General features: G+C 62.8%; 12 protein-coding genes and 3 pseudogenes. 6 read left to right on the top strand and 9 right to left on the bottom strand.

The window, feature by feature from the left end; all coding sequences use genetic code 11:
- Positions 1-42 precede the first annotated feature (42 nt).
- The 3 genes from AB5975_27265 to AB5975_27255 form a co-directional block, all read right to left on the bottom strand.
- Complete coding sequence (locus AB5975_27265; protein ID XDR20105.1) at positions 43-2,433, bottom strand: TonB-dependent siderophore receptor; 2,391 nt, start codon at positions 2,431-2,433, stop codon at positions 43-45.
- A 98-nt stretch (positions 2,434-2,531) separates the two neighbouring features.
- On the bottom strand, positions 2,532-3,503 hold the full coding sequence (locus AB5975_27260; protein XDR20104.1) for a FecR domain-containing protein: 972 nt from the start codon (positions 3,501-3,503) through the stop codon (positions 2,532-2,534).
- Positions 3,500-4,018: a sigma-70 family RNA polymerase sigma factor gene (locus AB5975_27255; protein ID XDR20103.1), complete on the bottom strand. Its 519-nt coding sequence runs from the start codon at positions 4,016-4,018 to the stop codon at positions 3,500-3,502. The genes AB5975_27260 and AB5975_27255 overlap by 4 nt, the downstream gene beginning before the upstream one ends.
- Before the next feature lie 171 nt (positions 4,019-4,189).
- Between AB5975_27255 and AB5975_27250 the strand changes: the two genes are divergently transcribed.
- The 5 genes and pseudogenes from AB5975_27250 to AB5975_27230 all read left to right on the top strand — a co-directional run bounded on the left by AB5975_27250 (position 4,190) and on the right by AB5975_27230 (position 10,723).
- Positions 4,190-4,699, top strand: coding sequence for a sigma-70 family RNA polymerase sigma factor (locus AB5975_27250; protein ID XDR20102.1), 510 nt, complete (start codon positions 4,190-4,192; stop codon positions 4,697-4,699).
- A 3-nt stretch (positions 4,700-4,702) separates the two neighbouring features.
- Positions 4,703-5,650: a FecR domain-containing protein gene (locus AB5975_27245; protein ID XDR20101.1), complete on the top strand. Its 948-nt coding sequence runs from the start codon at positions 4,703-4,705 to the stop codon at positions 5,648-5,650.
- Positions 5,651-5,764: 114 nt separating this feature from the next.
- A pseudogene (locus AB5975_27240) lies at positions 5,765-8,249 on the top strand (TonB-dependent siderophore receptor).
- Between the two features lie 58 nt (positions 8,250-8,307).
- Complete coding sequence (locus AB5975_27235; protein XDR20100.1) at positions 8,308-8,793, top strand: isochorismatase family cysteine hydrolase; 486 nt, start codon at positions 8,308-8,310, stop codon at positions 8,791-8,793.
- Positions 8,794-8,872: 79 nt separating this feature from the next.
- Complete coding sequence (locus tag AB5975_27230) at positions 8,873-10,723, top strand: DUF3857 domain-containing transglutaminase family protein (protein XDR20099.1); 1,851 nt, start codon at positions 8,873-8,875, stop codon at positions 10,721-10,723.
- Positions 10,724-10,745: 22 nt separating this feature from the next.
- On the opposite strand, the pseudogene AB5975_27225 reads toward AB5975_27230, so the two are convergent.
- A pseudogene (locus AB5975_27225) lies at positions 10,746-11,635 on the bottom strand (LysR substrate-binding domain-containing protein).
- A 150-nt stretch (positions 11,636-11,785) separates the two neighbouring features.
- On the opposite strand from AB5975_27225, the pseudogene AB5975_27220 reads away from it, so the two are divergent.
- Positions 11,786-12,803 (top strand): annotated as a pseudogene (locus tag AB5975_27220) (LLM class oxidoreductase).
- Positions 12,804-12,838: 35 nt separating this feature from the next.
- Here AB5975_27220 and AB5975_27215 read toward each other — a convergent pair.
- From AB5975_27215 to AB5975_27195, 5 genes are all read right to left on the bottom strand, one after another.
- Positions 12,839-15,289: a TonB-dependent siderophore receptor gene (locus AB5975_27215; protein ID XDR20098.1), complete on the bottom strand. Its 2,451-nt coding sequence runs from the start codon at positions 15,287-15,289 to the stop codon at positions 12,839-12,841.
- A gap of 84 nt (positions 15,290-15,373) precedes the next feature.
- A complete protein-coding gene (locus AB5975_27210) occupies positions 15,374-16,054 on the bottom strand; it encodes a FecR domain-containing protein (protein ID XDR20097.1) in 681 nt (226 codons plus the stop codon).
- Complete coding sequence (locus AB5975_27205) at positions 16,030-16,326, bottom strand: DUF4880 domain-containing protein (protein XDR20096.1); 297 nt, start codon at positions 16,324-16,326, stop codon at positions 16,030-16,032. Before AB5975_27205 ends, AB5975_27210 begins: the two co-directional genes overlap by 25 nt.
- Positions 16,323-16,853, bottom strand: coding sequence for a sigma-70 family RNA polymerase sigma factor (locus AB5975_27200; protein XDR20095.1), 531 nt, complete (start codon positions 16,851-16,853; stop codon positions 16,323-16,325). The genes AB5975_27205 and AB5975_27200 overlap by 4 nt, the downstream gene beginning before the upstream one ends.
- 97 nt (positions 16,854-16,950) lie before the next feature.
- Complete coding sequence (locus AB5975_27195) at positions 16,951-19,695, bottom strand: amino acid adenylation domain-containing protein (protein XDR23045.1); 2,745 nt, start codon at positions 19,693-19,695, stop codon at positions 16,951-16,953.
- Positions 19,696-19,825: the final 130 nt, after the last annotated feature.

The following is a 19,825-nucleotide window of genomic DNA, read 5'->3' as shown; positions in this document are numbered from 1 at the left end:
TCGCGGGCAAGCCCGCTCCCGCAAGTTCGGCGGCGTACCCAGCTACCAGCGATAGGTCAGGTCGGCGGTTACGGTGCGCCCCGTTCCCAACAGGCAGGCTACGGTGGCGAAGCAGCCGGCCACGTAGTACTTGTCGGTCAGGTTTTTCACATTGAGCTGCGCCGACAAGCCCTGCAGGCCGTTGTTGGCCTTGCCGAAGTCGTAAGACAGCATGGCATCGACCAAGGTGTAGCCAGGCACTTCGAAAGTGTTCTGCGCATCGCCAGAGGTGGCGCCGGTGTAGCGCACGCCAAGGCCGCCGCCAAGCCCGGCCAATGGCCCGCCCAGCAGGGTGTAGTCGACCCACAGCGAGGCCAGATGACGTGGGACCCGCACCGGTGCATTTCCCTTGTTGCTGACGCCCAGCGCGTTCGGGTTGTCCTTGGTTACCTCGACATCGTTGTAGGTATACGCGGTGATCAGGTTCAGCCCCGGCAGCGGTTTGGCTACGCCTTCCAGCTCCACCCCGCGCGAGGTCACTTCCCCCTGCTGCACGCTGAAGCCCGGGTGCTCGACATCGGTCGTGGCCACGTTCTGCCGGCGCAGGTCGAAGGCTGCCACGGTGATGTAGTTTTCGCTGCCTGGCGGTTGGTACTTAATGCCCACTTCGTATTGCTTGGCTGTTTCCGGTTCGAACGGGGAACCGTCGAAACTGTTGCCACTGGCCAGTTTGAACGACTCGCTGTAGCTCACGTAGGGGAACAGGCCCATGTCGAAGCTGTAGCCGAACGACGCGCGGGCAGTGGTGGCCTCGTCGGTGATCACCTGGTGGCTGCCATTGATGCGATTGGTGCTGTCCTGGCGCGCCCAGTCGTGACGCATGCCAAGGGTGGCGACCCAGTTGTCGAGGTGCAATTGGTCCTGCAGGTACAGCCCGACCTGGCGGTCGTCGCGGGCGGTGGACAACAGTGAGGTGTAGCGGGAAGTGTCGATCGTTACACCGCGCACCGGGTTGTAGATGTTGATCGATGGCGCGTCGCCGTGCTGCACGTCCTGGCTGCGGTGGCCGCGCAGGTAGTCGGCACCCAGCAACAGGTCATGGCGCAATGGGCCGGTGTTGAAATTGGCCAGCAGCTGGTTGTCCAGGGTGTAGTTGTCGCTGTTGTAATCGCGCAGCTCGTAATAGCGGGCCAGGGTGTTGCCATTGATCACACCGCTGTTGCGAAACAGTTGATCCTGATAGCCGTGCATGTGGCTGTAGCGCAAGTTCTGGCGGAAGCTGAAGGTGTCGTTGATGCGATGGCTCAGCTCATAGCCCAGGTTGTTCATCTCTGACTGCTCGCGGTCGAAGCCCGGCTCGTTCAGCGAGCGGTGGCGGGGTACGCGGCCGTTGGGGTTGGAGCCGTCGAACAGGGAGTAGGCCATGTTCGAGGTGAACAGGTTGGTGTTTTTCTGGTACGACGCCAGCAGGGTCAGGCTGGTGTCTTCATTCGGTGCCCAGGTCAGGCTGGGCGCGACGTACTGGCGGTCGTCCTTGATACCGTCGATCTCGTTGTCGGCATCACGGCCGAGCATCACCAGGCGGTAGGCCAGGGTGCCCTGGCTGTCGAGCAGGTCGCCGACATCCAGGCTCAGTTGCTGGCGGTCGTGATTGCCGAGCGACAGACCGACTTCACGGTGGGCGGCAAACAATGGTTTTTTCGAGACCAGGTTGATCATGCCGCCAGGCTCGCCCTGGCCGTAGATAACCGACGCCGGCCCTTTGAGTACCTCGATGCGCTCCAGGCCAAACGGCTCCGGCGCGTAATAGCCAATGTTGTTGTTGCGCAGGCCGTCGGTGTAGGCATCGCTGTTGATCTGTTGGAAACCACGCACCATCAAGGTGTTGTCGGTGGGGTTGTTGCCAGCGACGTTGGCGTGCACGCCAGCGGTGTAGCTCAAGGCTTCGGTAACGGTCTGTGCACCTTGGGCCTTGATCCGGTCACGGGTCACCACCGACACCGAGGCGGGGGTTTCCAGCAGCGCGCTGTCGGTCTTGCTGGCGCTGCTGGCGCGGGTGGCCAGGTAGCCGTTCACGGCACCGTAGGCGCTGTCGCGATAGGCATCGACGCTGGTGGGCGCCAGTTGCAGGCCCGCACCTTGTGCCGCAGGTTGCAGCCGATACTGGCGTTCGCCGCTGGGCACGGCGATCAGGCCACTGCCCAGCAACATGCGTTCCAGGGCCTGTTCGGGGGTGAATTCGCCTTGCAGCGGTGCGCTGGCCTTGCCTTGGCTGAGCACGCCATCGCCGACAATGTAGATACCGGCCGCACTGGCCAGGCGGTTGAGCTGCTGGGCCAGCGGGCCGGATGGCAGGTCGTAGCGGCGCGGGCTGTCGTCGGCCATCACCGGGGTGGCGATCAGCAACGGCAGAGCCAGCAGCAGAGGGCGCAAGGTAAACGGGAGCAGGGGCATGGGTGTTCCTTGTGGGGGCAGATGAAGCTGGGTGTTCATCTGCTAATCCGAACGAGCCGGGTAAAACCGGAACACCCCTGCGCAAAAAAACGGTGGGTTCAGCGTGGCTCGATGCTGTACCACCAAGGCAAGGTCTTGCGCACCTTGATCGGCAGGGCGCTTTCGAGCATGGCCAGGGTGCGTTCCGGGTCATTGGCTGGGAAGTTGCCCATCACCCGCAGCGCCTGCACTTGTGGAGCAACACCGAGATGACCGGGCAGGTAGGCACGCAGTTGTTCGCTGAACTCGCCAAGGCTGATGTCGTTGGCCAACAGACGGCCATCGCGCCAGGCCTGGCGCGACTCGTCCACCGCACGGGGCGGTTGTGCGCCATGGCGGTCGAAATCCGCTTGCCATCCTGCCGCAACCACCAGGCTGCCTGCGCCATCTGCGGGGTGAAGGCGCACGGCACCGTCGAACACGCTCAGGCGTGCGGCCTGGTCGCGTTGCCAGACGCTGAAGCGGGTGCCCAACGCTTGCAGGCGGCCGTAACGGGTGTCGATCACGAATGGCCGGCTGTCATGGGCGGTTTCTACCAGTACTTCACCGGCCAGCAGCTCCAGGCGGCGCAGGTTGGCGCGGTAGTCGATGTTCAATGCGGTGGCACTGTTCAGCCACAGTTGGCCGCCGTCCGGCAGGCGCAGGCTGCGCACTTCGCCGGTGCCGGTGCGCTGGTCGGCGCTGAGTGCCTGCAGCTGTCGCCTGGCGGCAGGTAGGCGCCAGCCGGCCAAGGCCAGCAGGCTGCCGCCGCACAGCAAACCGAGCAGTCCAACTGCGCGACGGCGGTCGAGGTCGGTGCGGCGCACGCTGCCCAGTGCCTGCAGTGAGGCGTCGGCCTGTAGTTTCAGCGGTGAGAAACGCTGACTGATGCGTTGCACATGGTCCCATGCCACCTGGTTGGCGTGTGCAGTCCCGAGCCATTTCTGCCAGCGCAACTGCAATTGCAGGTCTTGCGGGGCTGCAAGCAACTGCGCATACCAGTTGGCGGCTGCCTGCAAGGTGGCGTGGTCCGGGCGCTCGCTGGCGTTCATGGCAGGTCCAGTTCCAGCAGCAGGCACTGGTACATCGCCTGGGCCATGTACTTGGTCACGCTGCGTTCGGAAACCTGCAGCTGCCTGGCGATTTCCCGGTAGCCCAGGCCCTGTACGTGGGCCAGCAGAAAGGCCTGGCAGACCTTGTCCGGCAATCGCGCGAGCATTCGCTGCACCTGCTCGAGTGCCTCGAACACCAGTGCACGCTCTTCCTCGCTGGGTGCCAAGGGTTCGGGCAGGGCGGCCAAGGCCTCCAGCCAAGCCTGCTGCAGGTGCTGACGGCGCCAGAAATCGATGCACAGATGGCGGGTGACGGTGCTCAGGTAGGCGCGCGCGTGCTGCTCGGTCTGGAATTGCTGCGGCTTGCTCAGCAGGCGCACGAACACGTCATGGGCCAGGTCGGCGGCATCACTGGCATTGCCCAGGCGCTTGTGCAGCCAACCGCGAATCCAGCCGTGGTGGTTGGTGTAATATGTGTGAATCTGCTGGCTGTAAGCGGGGTCGAGACGCGACATCGGGGCATCCTTACGCTATGCGACAAGGTCTCATATGAGAATTTTTCGCAATGGTAGGCCAGGGCTGATGAACACGGCAACACTATCTGATGGCGAGATACGATTGCTAAGCCCTGCAAGACTCGGGTTAAATGAGAGTCATTATTAAAGACGTTCTGATCGGTTCAACCCATGCCCTGCGCTGACCCTTCCCTGCAAAAAGCCGTGCACACACTTTACGAGGACCATCATTCCTGGCTGTGCGGGTGGCTGCGCGGCAAGCTCGGTTGTGTGGAGCATGCCGCCGACCTGGCCCAGGACACTTTCATCCGGGTGCTGACCCTGCGCAAGGCCGCTGAGCTGCGACAGCCACGGGCCTATTTGAGCAGCGTGGCCCGCAGCCTGATGATTGACATGTTCCGGCGACGGGCACTGGAGCAGGCTTACCTGGAAACCCTGGCGACACGGCCCGAGCTGGTAGAGGTTTCGCCCGAGGCGCGCCTGCTGATCATCGAGACCTTGATGGAGATCGATCGCCTGCTCGACGGCCTGGGCACACGCACTCGCGAAATCTTCCTGATGGCCCAGCTCGATGGCTTGAGCTATGTGGAAATCGCAAGGCGCCTGAATGTGTCGCTTACCACCGTCAAAAAGCATGCAGTGCGGGCGCTGACCCATTGCCTGCTGCTGGCTGAGGCGTGACCGGTGACAGGTGCAGACCCCTTGGATCGCAACACGCTGGAGGCTGCCGCACGCTGGTACGTCGAGCTGCGCTGCGAGGCTGACGAGGCCACGCGAGCGGCACATCGGCGCTGGCTGCTGAGTGACCCGCGGCACCAGCAGGCCTGGGAGCGCCTGGGGCGTTTGCAGGGCACGCTGCAGCAGGTTGCGCCGGGTATCGCGCGGCCCATGTTGAACAGTGCCAGGGCCAAACGGCGTGAGGTGCTCAAAGTACTGTCGGTGCTGCTGATGGCGGGCGCGGCAGGTGGGCTGGCATTGCGCGAAGGTGGCGTTGCCAGCTTGATGGCTGACTTGAGCACTGGCGTTGGCAAGCGCCGTTCATTGCAACTGGACGACGGCAGCCAACTGCAGTTGAACACCGACACGGCTGTCAACGTTCGCTATACCGCCGACATTCGCGCACTTGAATTGCTCAAGGGTGAAATCCTGGTGCAAACCGTGCCGGATGCATTGTCTCGCCCGTTCATCGTGCACACCAGGCAGGGCAGTGTCCGCGCGCTAGGAACACGCTTTACGGTGCGCTGCGACAGCGAGACCAGCCGGGTTTGCGTGCTGGAACATGCCGTGGAAGTTCGCAGCGCACGTGGCGCGGCGGTGGTGCGGGTAGGCGCAGGCCAGCAATTGGCATTTCGCCTGGAAGAGATCGGTGCCCTGACACCGGCTGCGGCCATGGCAGACGCCTGGGCCCGTGAAATGTTGGTCGTGGATGACTGGCGCCTTGCCGATGTTGTCAGCGAGCTGCAGCGGTATCGCCCTGGGTACCTGGGCTGTGATGCGGCCGTCAATGATTTGCGGTTGTCCGGGGCGTTTCATTTGAGCGATATCGACAGTGTCCTGGAAAACCTCACCACCACGTTACCTGTGCGTATTCGTCGCTTCAGCCGCTACTGGACGCGTGTCGAGGCGGCCTGAAGCCTGTCCTTGTTTTTTTGTCAGCAGGGTTATCGATTTTCGTTCTCGTTCGACTTGTAGGTAGACGCGCACCAAGCGCACTGAAAAAACTGCCGCAGGGCGAAAGGAAACCGCATGCTCGCTGTCAACGATTGCAACCGTACTCTCCCGATCAACTCGACCCAAGCCAGCCTGGCGCGGGCCGTGCATCGCGCGCTGTTCAGCGTGGCGTTGGCGACACCGCTGGCAGCGGCGATGATCGCCCAACCTGCCGTTGCCCAAACCCAGGCTGAAGCGCTCTTCGACATACCCGCTGGCGCACTTGGCACGGCACTGACGCAATTTGCCTCGGCGGCCGGTGTGACGGTGTCGTTCGAGCCGTCATCGGTACAGGGGCTGCAGTCGCCCGGCCTGCATGGCCGCTACAGCGCCGACGCCGGCCTGCGCCAGGTGCTGGCCGGCAGCCGGTTGCAGGTGCTGAAGCAGGGCAGTGGCAGCTACTCGCTGCTGCCCATGGTGGGTGATGATTCCACCTTGCAGCTCGATACCACCAGCGTTACCGGCACGGCCGTTGAGTCCGCCTATGGGCCGGTAAGCGGCTACGTCGCCAGCCGCAGCGCGACCGGCACCAAGACCGACACGCCGATTCTGGAAATCCCCAGGCCATCAACGTGATCACCGCCGACCAGGTGCAGGCGCAAGGGGCGCGCAACCTGACCCAGGCGCTGCGCTATACCCGGGCCTGGCCACCGGCGGCTTCACCGACCGCAACAGCATTGCCGACGAAATCACCAGCCGTGGCTTTGCCCCGACCCCGTTGTATCTGGACGGCGCCTACTTGCCGTACGCCGGCAGCCTGGGCGGTGCCCCCCAGATCGACCCCTACACGCTGGAGCGTATCGAGGTGCTCAAAGGCCCATCGTCGGTGCTGTACGGGCAAAACCAGCCGGGCGGGCTGATCAACATGGTCTCCAAGCGCCCGACCCGCGAGCAACGTAGCCAGGTAAAGCTGGGCGCCGGTAGCTACAACCGGGTCAACGGTGCCTTCGATACCAGCGGCCCGCTGGACGAGCAGAAGGTCTTCACCTATCGCCTGGTCGGCGTTGCCGACAAAGGCAACGAATTGGTCGCCCATGCCCACAGCGAGCGCTTGCTACTGGCACCCAGCCTGACCTGGGCGCCGAATGAAGACACCTCGCTGACGTTGCTCGCTCAGGTTCAGCGTGACGATGGCTTGCCCGACTACCAGACGCTGCCGATGATCGGTTCGCTCAAGCGTGGCCCGACAGGCCAGCATATCGACCGGGACTTCTTCTCGGGCGACTCGCATTACAACGATTACAAACGCAACCAGTACATTTTCGGCTACGACTTCAACCACCGCTTCAGTGACGAGCTGGCATTTCGCTCTACCGCGCGCTACACCGATGTCCGTGACCGCTACAAAGGCTTTTACCTGCGCAGTTTCGTGACAGAGGGCGATGGGGTGGACTACACCCGCGCCAACCGGGTGAAGCTCGACTGGCGCCAGCACAATATTTCGTACACCGTCGATAACAACCTGGAATACAAGTTCAATACAGGCGCCTTGCAGCACACCGCGCTGGCAGGCGTGGACTACCGTCACTTCACGCGCAAGTACGATGGCTATAACGCCTACAACGTGCTGCCCGTCGATCTCTATGGCAAGAACAACTTCGACACCAGCAGCATCACCCCGGTACTGGATACCCGTTGGGACAATACCGTGCGCCAGACCGGGGTTTACCTGCAGGACCAGATCAAGCTGGACAACTGGATCCTGACCGTAGGCGGGCGCCAGGACTGGGCCGAAATCGACAACAAAGACTTGTTGGCGCACAGCATTGCTTCCCAGCGTGACAGCAAGTTCACCGGGCGCATCGGCCTCACCTATGTCACCGAGTTTGGCCTGGCACCCTATGTCAGCTATTCCCAGTCGTTCTTGCCAACCTTGGGCACGGCGGCCCCAGAGCGTGGCGGCAAGGCGTTCGAGCCCACTGAGGGCGAGCAATACGAAGTGGGGCTGAAGTATCAGCCGTTCGAGGGCACCTTGTTCACGGCCTCGGTGTTTCAGGTGAAGCAGAAAAACGTGCTGACCGGCGATACCGAGTACCCGCAGTACGAGTCGCAAAATGGCGAGGTGCGTTCGCGTGGGGTGGAGCTGGAGCTCAAATCCAGCATCGAGAACGTTGATGTCCTGGCCGCTGCCACCTACATCGACTCGTTCTATACCAAGAGTACCTATGGCGACCAGGGCAACCGCAACGAGTCGCAGGCCCCGGTGTCTGCCTCGCTGTGGGTGGACTATCACTTCACCCAGGCCATGCTCAATGGCCTGACCTTTGGCGCCGGTGCCCGTTACACCGGCCGCAAGCCGGGCAACTCGGCCAATACCTTCGATGTGCCGGCTTATGCCGTGTATGACGCTACCGTCAGCTACGACCTGGGCAAACTCGACCCAAGCCTGCGTGGCCTGCAGGCCAGCGTGAATGTGCAGAACATCTTCGACCGCGAGTACGTATCGGACTGCAACTACGCATTTGGCTGCTACTACGGGCAGGAGCGGGTAGCTTCGGTAGAGATGACCTACGACTGGTGATCAAGCCCCGGCGCCACGCGTTATACTCCGCGCCATTTGCCTATGGCCGGAGTACGCTATGCGCCAGGTTTTGCTCATCGTCGATGTCCAATCCACCTTCAGCCCACCCGAGTGGCTGGTCGATGGCCTGCGGCGTTTGTCGGCCAACATCCCCACCATTGCCTCGGTCGAGTTGCATGATGAACAGGTCACGCCGTTCGAGCGCCAGCTCGGCTGGCACCCGGCCGCCGAGGACGAAAGCCTGGTCGAGGCCGACCAGGTATTCGTCAAGCATGGCTACGGGCAACGTGCCGAGGCGATTGAGTACATTCGGCAATTGGGTGTGGAACGGGTGCTGGTGTGTGGGTTGCAGACCGAAACCTGTGTGCTGGCCGCAGGCTTCGCCCTGTTCGACGCAGGGTTGATGCCAACGCTGGTGACAGACATGACGGTAGGGTCTTCGCTGGACCGCTCGGGCAAGCTCGGTATCGACCTGTGGAAGCACCATTTTCGGCAGGTCACCACCTCATCCGAAGTACTGGCCGAACTGGCCATGCAAGGGTAGTGCATGTAGTCACTTTGCCATCATGCGGTGACAATGCGTATCATTGTCGATTGTAAACCGCTGATCGAGAAGGATCTCCATGCTGAAAATGCTCCGTCTGGCAGCTGTTCTGCTGCCTGTAACCCTGGCCTGGTGTAGCCATGCCCACGCCTTCACCGACGGCACCGACCGTTCCGTCACCCTGGAGAAGATCGCGCAGAAATTCGTGGTACAGAAAGACGGCAGCTTCCGTCTGGATGTCGACAGCGTCATGCTGATCAACGAAGACCGCGCCATCAAGACCAATGCCCAGCACCCGTTGAGCTACAACCGGTCACTGGAAACGCTGGAAGTGGTCGAGGCTTATACGCAAAAGCCCGACGGGCGCAAAGTGCAGGTGGATGCCGCGCACATCAAGGAGCAGCAAGAGCAGGCGTCTGCCCAGGCACCGATGTTCCAGGACTCGGTCAACAAGGTGGTCATCTTCCCCGAGGTTGCGGTGGGTGACCGGCTGGTGCTGCGTTATCAACGTAACCGCTCTACGCCATTGTTCCCTGGGCAGTTCGAAGACATCACCGTGCCGCAGTTCTACCCGGTCGGGCAGTTTTCGCTGACCTACGAGATGCCCCAGGGCATGCCGCTGCAGGCCGATGCCCGTGGTTTCAAGGCGTCGCCGCCTGCCACGAGTGATGGCCGTACAGTGTATCGCTGGGACTATGTACCGGGGGCGCGGGCGCGGATCGAGACGGGGGCGGTGTCGTACCTGGATTACGGCCACTACCTGGCAGTGTCGACGTTCTTAGGGTTCAAGGACTTCGCCCAGGCCTATCAGACCAGGGCCACGGTCGAGGTCACCCCTCAGATCAGCGAGCTGGCGAAGCGCCTGACCGCCGGTGTGCCCACAGCCCGGGAAAAGGCCCTGACCCTCAGTGATTGGGTGCGCCAGAATATCCGCTATGTGGCGGTGTATGTCGGTGCTGGCGGGGTGGTGCCGCATGCCGCGCAAACCGTGCTGGACAACCGCTACGGCGACTGCAAGGACCATGTTGCGCTGCTGGAGGCGCTGCTGAGCGCGGCAGGTATCAGGAGCACACCGGCGCTGGTGAACCAGGGCAACGCCTATGTGTTCCCCAAAGTGCCGACCTTGGGTGTACTGAACCATGTGATCACCTATGTGCCGAGCCTGGACTTGTACCTGGACTCGACCGACCCGTCGATCGCGGCGGGTTACCTGCCGTTGACCGTGCTGAACAAGCGCGTGCTGCTGACGGCCACCGGCGAGTTCGGCAAAACCCCGGCCATGCAGCTGAACCAGGTTTCCAGTGATTTGCTGTTCAAGGTCAAGGCCGATGGTGCCGCCGACTTCACCAACGTTTCCACGGTGAAGGGCTGGGCCAGCGAGATGAGCCGCTTTGGCTTGCAACTGATGAAACCGGCAGACCGCGACATGCTGGTGGAAAAAGTGCTGGCCGCCTACGGCCAGCGCGGCAGTGGTTCGTTCAAGGTCGCGCCGCCCGTGGGCAATGGCGATTTTGTCAGCACCGTCGACGGGCGCACGGAAAACCTGGTCAACCTGCCAGGGCCGGTGGGCGTGGCGACCCTGACCAGCCTGGCGGGCGGTATCTCGCAGAATGTGTACAGCTTCACCCTGGAAAAGGACCGCAGCCAGAGCTTTGTGTGCATTTCCAACGACACGGTGGAAACGTCGCGCTTCGAGTTCCCGGCCCAGGTCAACGTGCTGGCGATCCCCAAGCCTGTGAAGGTGCACGATGGCAATGTCGACTACAGCGCGCGTTACACCCAGGATGGCAATGCGGTGGTGGTGGAGCGGCATTTCAAGTTCAGCCGACCGGATGTGGTTTGCACGCCAGAAGACTTCACGGCCATGAAACCGGCCCTGGAGGCGATGATCCGCGACCTGCAGAGCCAGATCATCGTGCAGGCGGGGTAAATGGAAGAGGTGCAATTCGCCCTCACCATTTGCCCAGTGCCTGGTCTGTGACCCAGTCTATGAACGCCCGCACCTGCGGGCGTTTCAGTGCTTGCTGGTGGGCCACGGCATAGTCGGCGAACCGCGCCGGCCATGGCCTGTCCACCGCTACCACCAGCCTGCCGCTGCGCAGGTCTTCTTGCGCGTGGTGGTCCTGCACCAGCGCAATACCTTGCCCAGCCAGCGCCGCACGCAACAGCAGCAGGTCTTCATCGAAGCTCGGGCCGCGGCTGCAGCGGCCATCCACGGTGCAACCATGCGCCTGCAGCCACAAGGGCCAGTCGGCACGTTCGCCATCTTGCAGCAACGGATAATACAGGCAGTCCGCGGGGGCTTCGATCGCTGGCCCGCTGGCCAGCAGCGCAGGGCTTGCCACCGGCAACAGCACAGGTGCCATCAGGGCGATGCTCTGCAGCCCAGGGTAATGCCCAGGCCATGACGCAGCGCCACATCGACGCGGTCGCGTTGCAAGTCCACCAGCTTCGCTGACGCCTCTACCCGCACCTCGATGCCCGGGTGGCGGGCATTGAAATCGCCCAGGCGCGGTACCAGCCAGGTCGCGGCGAAGGCAGGCACGGTGCTGACGGTCAGGGTGGGCGTGCGGGCCACGGTTTGCAGTTCGGCCAAGGCGCTTTCGATCTGCCCGAAGCCGCGTGACAAGCCCGGATACAGCGTGGTGCCGGCGTCGGTCAGTTGCACGCCCTGTCGGGTGCGTACCAGCAGCGTGACGCCCAGGCGCTCCTCGAGCAGGCGTATCTGCTGGCTAATCGCGCCCGGCGTCACCCCCATATGCTCGGCGGCGGCTTTCAAGGTGCCAAGACGTGCTGTTTCGGTGAACGCGCGCAAGGCAAGCAAGGGCAAGACGGCGCCCATGGGCTGCTCCTGTGTTTAGAAAATCTAAAGTTACATGGCAGAACATATCGTTTCTTATTCAAACCAGTGGTGAATAGGATAACGCTCGGATCAACTGCCAAACATTAGTTTTTCTGAGGGATTGATAGAATGTCCGTTTACGATCCGACGTTGTCGGCTGTTACTCGCGGCGCCGATGCCAACGCGTTTGCCAACCACCCCGGTTACTGCCGTATGTTCGCCCCCCAGCGGCTGACGCTGGGCGTGTTCCTGCCATTGCGCGCCTACCAGGGCGACATGCGTGTATTGCTGGGCCAGGCTGAACAGGTGCGGGCCATTGACCGGCTGGGCTTCGCTGCCGTGTGTGCGCGACGTGCCATTGTTCGACCCATCGTTCGGTGATGCTGGGCAGGTGTTCGACCCATTCGCCTACCTGGCCTTCCTGGCCGCTCAGACCCAACGCGTAGCACTGGCCACCGGTAGTGCCATTTTCACCTTGCGTCACCCCATCGACCTGGCAAAAGCAGCGGCGACACTGGACTGCCTGTCGGGCGGGCGGCTGGTGCTGGGTATTGCCTCGGGTGACCGCGCCGTTGAGTTCCCCGCTTATGGCCTGGCCCATGAAGCGCGCGGCGAGCGTTTTGCCCTGGCGGTGGACTATGTGCGCCGATTGCTGGCGGGGCACACGTCGATCGACTCGCCTCTGGGGTTGGTGCGCGATGCCCAGCTGTTGCCCAGGCCGCTGAGTGGGCGTATTCCGTTGGTGGTTACCGGCCGTTCGCAACAAAGCCTGGAGTGGCTGGGCGAGTATGCCGACGGCTGGCTGAGCTACCCGGACGCCACCCACGATGCCATGGGGCGCACGCGCCTGGCCGAGAAGGTCCGCGCCTGGCGTGCCGCAATCCCTGGCGGCGGCTTCCGCCCGCACATGACCAACGAGTGGATTGACCTGGTCGATGACCCGCATTTTCCACGCACACCCGTGCAGGGTGGCTACGTGTTGAAAACCGGGCGTCAGGGGCTGATCGACTTGCTAGGCGAGTGGCAGGCGGCAGGGGTCAACCATGCCGCGCTGGGCATTCACAAGGCGCAACGGCCTGTGGCAGATATCCTCCAGGAGCTGGCGCAAGAGGTGCTACCGCTATTCCCCAGCCTGCCGGGGCCGCAGCCAATGTGTCAGGACTGGTAGATGCCCGGCGGGCTGGGCGCTGAGTCGCAGACCGGTCAGAAATCCCAGCGGGTGGTGACCATCAGGTTGCGTGGTTCGCCATAGTAGGTCGTATCGAAGTTGCCCAGCCCGGTCAGGTAGACCTTGTCGAACACGTTGTTGGCGTTGACCGTAACACTCAGGTGCTCGTTGTACTGGTAGCGGGCCATCAAGTCGACCAGGGTGTAGCCGCCTTGCTTGATGCGGGTGTAGTCATTGGCGACCGGGCTGTAGATGTTGCCATAGAAGCCGCTTTGCCACCTCAGCCCGCCGCCTACGGTCACCGGATCGAGTACACCAGGCAGGCGGTAGGTATTGAACAGCCGCACTACGTGTTCAGGCTTGGTGGTTGCCAACGGGAAACCGAATATCCGCTGGTCGTCGGCATCGCGGGTACGGGCATAGGTATAGCCGGCGGTGATGTTCCAGCCGGGCGCCAGTTCGCCGGCCAGTTCCAGTTCGACACCTTTGGTGGTTGCACCGTCGATAGCTTTGTAGATGCCTTCATTGGTTACCGGGTTGGTGCCGACGTTGGAGGCGACGTTGTCTTGCTCGATGCGGAAGAACGCCAGGGTGCCGTTCAGCCGGCCATCGAACCAGGCGGCCTTGAAACCTGCTTCGTAACCATCGCCTTCCACCGGTGCCAAGGTCGCGCCGTTGATGTCCTTGTACACTTGCGGCTGGTAAATGGAGGTGTAGCTGGCATAGGCCGAGTAGGTGTCGTCCAGGTCGTAGACCACGCCCGCGTAGGGGGTGACCACACCGTGTTCCTTGTAGCTCGCGTGGGTGTCGCTCAGCGAAGACGTTGGGTAATAGTCTTCATCATCGTTGTACTTGAAGGTGCTGACGCGGGTGCCAAGGATGACCGAAAGCTTGTCGGTCGGCCGCAGGCGGGTGGCCACATAGGCGCCGTTCTGGCTTTGCGTGGTGGTGTAGTCGCCGTTTTTCGGGAAGTGCTGCTCGGGCAGTTTGCCGTTCCAGTCGAAGATGGAGCCGGGCACCCTCTCGAATGCGCTGCCGTCGTAGGTATCACCGGTCTGCCGCGAATGCGAGGTCATGAAGCCTGCCACCAGGTCATGCTCGCGGCCGAACAGGGTGAACGGCCCGGATACATTCAAGTCTGCGGTGTTTTGCACGCGGTGGCCTTCCCAGCGCCCCCAATACAGGAACATCCCTTCGCCGGTGACCGGGTCCGGGTTGCCGCCGCTGGCAGAAGCCAGGCGTGTGTCGTGATCGCTGATCATGTGGTTGAGGCTGAATTTGACCTTCCAGTCATTGACCAGGGCCTGCTCCAGCGAGCTGAAGTAGGTGGTGGACTGGAAGTCGCGACGGCTCCAGTCGGCTGCCGGGTTGTGTGCGCGCGAAAAGTCGGTGCGGCTGCCGTCGGAGAAGTACGTCGGGTTGCCGGTCCAGGACGACCCGCGCGGGGTAGTGGCCTGGTTGTCGATGCCGAATGTCAGCAGCGTGTCGGGTGTCAGGTCGGCTTCGACAATGCCGTAGTAGACGTCCTTTTTCTGCTTGTAGTGGTCCAGGTACGACTTGCGGTCCTGGTAGGCACCTACCAGGCGGCCGCGCACGCTACCGCTGTCGTTGAGCGAACCGGAAATGTCACCTTCGGTGCGGTAGTTGTCCCAGGAGCCGGCGCTGGCGGTGATCGACGCCTTGAAGTCGTGAGTGGGCTTCTTGCGCACCAGGTTGACCGTGGCAGATGGGTCGCCAGAGCCGGTCATCAGGCCGGTCGCGCCCTTGATGACTTCGATACGGTCATAGGCGGCCATGTCGACATGGGTTACGCCCTCGTCGTAGACCCCGTCATAGATGGTGTTGATGCCATCGTACTGGTAATTGGTGATGGCAAAGCCGCGTGCGGAGTACTCCATGCGTTCGCTGTCATAAGCCTGGACTGACACCCCAGGCGTGTTGCGCAGCACGTCGCCGATGTCTTGCGAGCCGTGGTCGTCCATGACCTGGCGAGTGATCACGCTGACCGACTGCGGTGTCTCACGCAGGGTCAGTGGCAGCTTGGTTGCAGTGGTAGAACCACCGGTGGTGTACGCACCGGTACCCTCGGTGACGTTACCCAGCCCCAGGGCATCGACGCGGCTGGGTGCCAACTCCACCACATCGCCCTCGCCGGTGTTCAACAGCAGCGAATAGCGCCCGTCACTTTCCTGTATGGCTTGCAACCCGGTACCGCCCAGCAGCATTCGCAAGGCCTGCTCTACGCCATAGCGCCCGTCGAGTGCCGGCGAACGTTTACCGCGCGTCAAGTGCGTGTCGAACGACAGCACGATGCCGGACTGCGCAGCGAACTGAGTCAGTGTTTCGCCTAAGTCACCCTGCGGCAGGTGGTAATCATGGGCTTGGCTGGCACAGGCGGCGCCGGGCCCACCGAGCAGGGCAGCCAGCATCAGGCAGGTGCGCAGGCCTGGCGCAGTGAAAGGCCTGGGGTTGAAGCGGCGGGTCATGTTTGCGTTTCTCATGTAGGTAAGTGTCGGGTTACCTATGAGTCGGATAAGCCGCAGCAAAGTGATCAGGTAGGGCGAGTTTATTTACACCGCCGTGACCGTTACCCAGTAGCGTGTGCGCGCTTGCACCTGCACCGGCAGGGACGTGGCCAGTGCCCGCAGAATCTGGTCGGTATCACTCAGCTTGTAGGTGCCGCTGATGCGTAGGCCTGCCACCGACTGCGCGCAGCGCAGCCAGCCCGGGCGGTAGCGTGAAAGGTTGGCGATGAACGTGTCCAGGCGCTGATCGTTGGCAATCAGCAAACCCTGGCCCCAGGCATCAGCTGCCAGCGCGACAGCTTCCACCGAGGAGAAGCCCTGTTCGTTGAACTGGCAACGCTGGCCGCTCGCTAGCTGAAGGGTTTGGCCCGAAGCCAGCTTCACCTGTGCCTGCTGGGCGAACACCTCAAGGCTGCTGCTGTCTTCGAACAGCCGCACGGCAAAGCGGCTTTCGCCGGCCTCGATGGTGCCGTTACGGGTAACGACTTTACAGGTCTGGCGTGCCGGCACCGTTACCATCAACTCACCTTGGCGCAGGCGCAGCCACGGCGCTTCGCGCAGGTCACCTACATCCGTTGCCGAGGCAGTGTTGAGGACCACCGCAGTGCCATTGTTCAGCAGTAGCGAACGCTGTTCGCCTACGCCGGTACGCACGTCTGCCAGCCACGCAGACTGCTTCACCTCCCGGTAGCCACCCAGGCTCAGAGCACCGCCGCCCAGAAGCACCAAGCCGGCCTTGACCACCCGCCGCCGGCTGGCGTGCCGGCCGTGTGCCGCCAGCGCCAGCACGCGTGCCGAAGCGGGTTTTCGCTTGCTGCCATGCGCGTTTGCAGCCGCTCGGCCTGCTGCCAGGCCCAGCTATTGACGGGTGTCGCATTCAGCCACAGCTGCCAGGCTGAATAGTCACTGGCCTGCACGTCACCGCTGTTGAGCTGGCTGAACCAGTGCGCAGCCTGGCGCAACGAAGCCCGCTGCTCGGCATCCAGGTGCACGCTCACAGGCCTAGGCCAAGGCTGTAGATCATGCAGTGCTCGGCCGCTTTGGCAACGTAACGGCGCACACTGACTTCGGAAATGCCCAGCTGCGCGGCGATTTGCTTGTAGGGCATGCCATCGATCTGCGAAAGCAGAAATGCCTCGCGCACCTTGGGCCCGAGCGAGGCCAGCATGGCGTCGAGTTCGAACAGGGTTTGCAGCAGGGCCAGGCGTTGCTCGGGGGAGATATCCAGTGCTTCGGGTTGCTCGGCGAGCACCTGCAGCCAGGCCCGTTCCAGGTGCACGCGGCGCAGGTGGTCGATCATCAGACGGCGTGCGATGGTTGCCAGGTAACCTTTGGGTTCGCGCACGGCTTCGAGTTTTACCGCAGCGTCGGCGGCAGACATGACGCGCACGAACACATCCTGAACGAGGTCTGCGGCCAGGTGGCTGCAGTTGACTCGCGGTTTAAGCCAGTTATGCAGCCATTTGCTCTGGGCCCGGTATAGCTGGCTGACTTGAGAAGTGAACGCTACGTCCGGGGTGCTCATCCATGCCGCCTGAAAATGCTTGCAAATGTTAATGGTTCGCATTTTAGGCAGAGTGTTTCAGGCTTTGCAATCACTGCTCCTGTGCCGGCAAGTCAGCTCAGGCTGAGGTGGCGCGCTCGGCAGGGTCTGCTCCGCGTGCCGGGTTGTGCTTGTTTCTGCGGGTAAACAGCAGACGTATCAGGGTATTCCAGCAATAGGCCACCAGCACCCCACCAGCGAGTGCCAGGGCCACCTCGAACAGCGGGTGCCTGGACACATGGTCCGCCACGGACTGGAACTGGAAATGCGTCAGGTAGATAAACAAGGTTGAAGAGGCGATCACGGCGCCTGCCCGGGCAACCAGGGCCGGGACCGGCACCGAGCGAAACCAGATCAGCGCCAGCATCGCCGGCAGGGCGATGTCGACATAGCGCGTGAACGCTTCCCAGCCAACACCGGCCACCGCCATCAGGTCCAGCTCGCCGACCACCAGCACGGCTACTGCGCTGGCCACCCATTTACGTGCGGTGGTGTCGGCGTGGTGCACGGCCATGCCCAGCACCATCACCGCCAGGAAGTGCTGCGGTACCCGGTGGAGCAGGGCACTGGCGTCGAATACGAACTGGTTGATGAGCACATCCAGCGCCACCAGCGCACAGGCCGCGATGATCAGGCAGCGGAACGGGTCGGCCACGACGACCCGGCGCACGCGCCTGATCGACAGCAGCAGGCCAATGATCACGATCATCTGCACCAGCACTTCGATGTACCAGTAGTTGAACAGGCTGACCTCGCTGGCCGGGAACCAGTTGGACACCAGCAGCAGCGATTGCCAGTGCAACCGGTCGAACACCAGCTGGATCAGTGCTGTGTACAACAGCGTCGGCACCACGATGGCTGCCAACGACCTGAGCAGCGTGCGTGCATCACCACGTGCTTCGATGGCCTTGAGCTGAAAGCGTGCCAGGCTGATGCCGGAAACCAGGAACAATACCGAGGTTTCACCGACGATCAGCCAGTGGTCGAATTCGCTCAGGTGGCCAACCACAATCAGGATGATGGCGAGCATGCGCACGAACACCGGCATTTCCATCACCCGCCACGCGCCCTTGGGCGGCGCACTCAGCTCGGCCAGTTGGCACACTGGCAGGGTTTCCCAGCGCTCTGGCAGGTGGCCGATCAGCGCTTCCAACACCCGCGAGGCCTGCACGAAAGATATCGAGTCGCCACCCAGCTCGACAAAGCTCAACCTGGCGTCCAGGCGCGGCACCTGGAGAATGCGTGCCCAGGCCGTGCTGAGCTTTTCGGCCAGCGGGGACAACACTTGGTTGGCACTGTCGTCGAAGGGGGCAGGCAGGGCGCGTTTGTCGACCTTGCCGTTGGGCGTGAGCGGTAGGGCATCCAGGAACACGAACAGCGCCGGCACCATATAGTCCGGCAACTGGCCGGCGAGCGCCTGGCGCAGCTCGTCAGCCCGGGTAGCCTGCTGTGCGACGCAATAGGCAACCAGGCGGGTCGCCCCGCCATCCTGGTTGGCCACCACCACGCATTGCCCGATGTGCGGTTGACGGGTGATGGCGTTCTCGATTTCCGCCAGCTCGATGCGATGGCCGCGGATTTTCACCTGGCTGTCACCGCGCCCCAGAAAACTGGCGCTGCCATCGGCCAGGTAGGTGCCCAGGTCACCGGTGCGATAACAGCGGTCGCTTGCACTGCCGGTGAACGGGTTGGCGATGAACTTGGCCTCGGTCAGTGCCGGGTCGTTCCAGTAGCCCAGCGACAGGTACGGGCTGCGGATCAGGATTTCGCCGGTTTCACCTTCGCTGACCAACTGGTTGGCCGGGTTGACCACCAGCAACTGCGCATCGGCAATGCCTTTGCCCAAGGGTACGCGGGCATCGACCGCCTCCGGTTCGAGGGTATGGAAAGCCATGGCTTGCGGGGTTTCGGTGGTGCCGTAGAAGTTCACATTGACGGCATTCGGTGCGATGGCGCGCACCTGCTGGTACTGCGCCGGGCTGAGCGCATCACCGCCCCAGAACAGGTAGCGCAGCTGGTCGAACACCTGGCTATTCATGTGTGCGCCGGTTTCGATCAGTTTGCCCAGTGGTGGGGTGAGGTGGATCACGCTCACGCCGTGCTGGTGAATCCAGCTGGCCAGCCGTGAGGGGTCGGTCAAGGTCGACTGGGCCGGGCAGGCGAGGGTCGCGCCGATCGACAGTGGTGTGAACACGTCGCGGTACACCGGGTCATGACCCAGGCCGGAAAGCAGCGAGAAGGTGTCAGCTTGGGTGAAGCCATGCTGTTGCACATGCCAGTCGATGAAGTGCACCAACGGCGCGTGGTGGGTGACGATGCCCTTGGGCTCGCCGGTGCTGCCCGAGGTGAAGGTGATGTAGGCCGGTTGCTCGGGGCTGACAGCGGGCAGCGCGACAGGTTGGCGAGGGAAGGCTTGCTGTGCTGCAGTGGGGGCTTCTGGCTCCGCAGCGACAATGAACTGGCCGGCGTCCACGGTTGCCTCGCCGCAGCGCAGGACCACGGCAGGCTTCAGGGTGCTGACGATTTGCTTGATGCGCACGGCGGGGTAGGCGGCGTCGGCCACGGTGAAGGCCAGGCCGGCGCGCAGGCAGCCGAGCATGGCGTACACCAGCGCAGCGCTTCGGCTGGCGACGATGACCACACGATCGGCGCCGCTGGCAGCGTTTTCTACCAAAAATGCGGCAATGCCCTGACTGATCTGCTCCAGTTGGGTGTAGCTGCAGGTGGTGTGCTGGGCAATGATGGCAGTGGCATCCGGGCAGCGGCTGGCTTGCTTGAGAAAAGCCTGATGAATCGGCTGCTCGGCACGGTACTCCAGGCGCAGCGTCGGGTTCGGCGCAGGTCCGGCATGATGGGTGAAGGCTCCGCATGAACGTTGGGGCTGGCTGGTAGCACAACGCTAGTGCAGGGTGGCCGATGGCGCCAATGATTGGAGGCTGCCTTGCGATAGCCGG

The sequence above is a fragment of the Pseudomonas putida genome (genome assembly GCA_041071465.1).
GTDB lineage: Bacteria > Pseudomonadota > Gammaproteobacteria > Pseudomonadales > Pseudomonadaceae > Aquipseudomonas > Aquipseudomonas putida_P.
The sequence above is the reverse complement of the archived record's forward strand: the minus strand, read 5'-3'. Positions and strand labels throughout refer to the sequence as shown.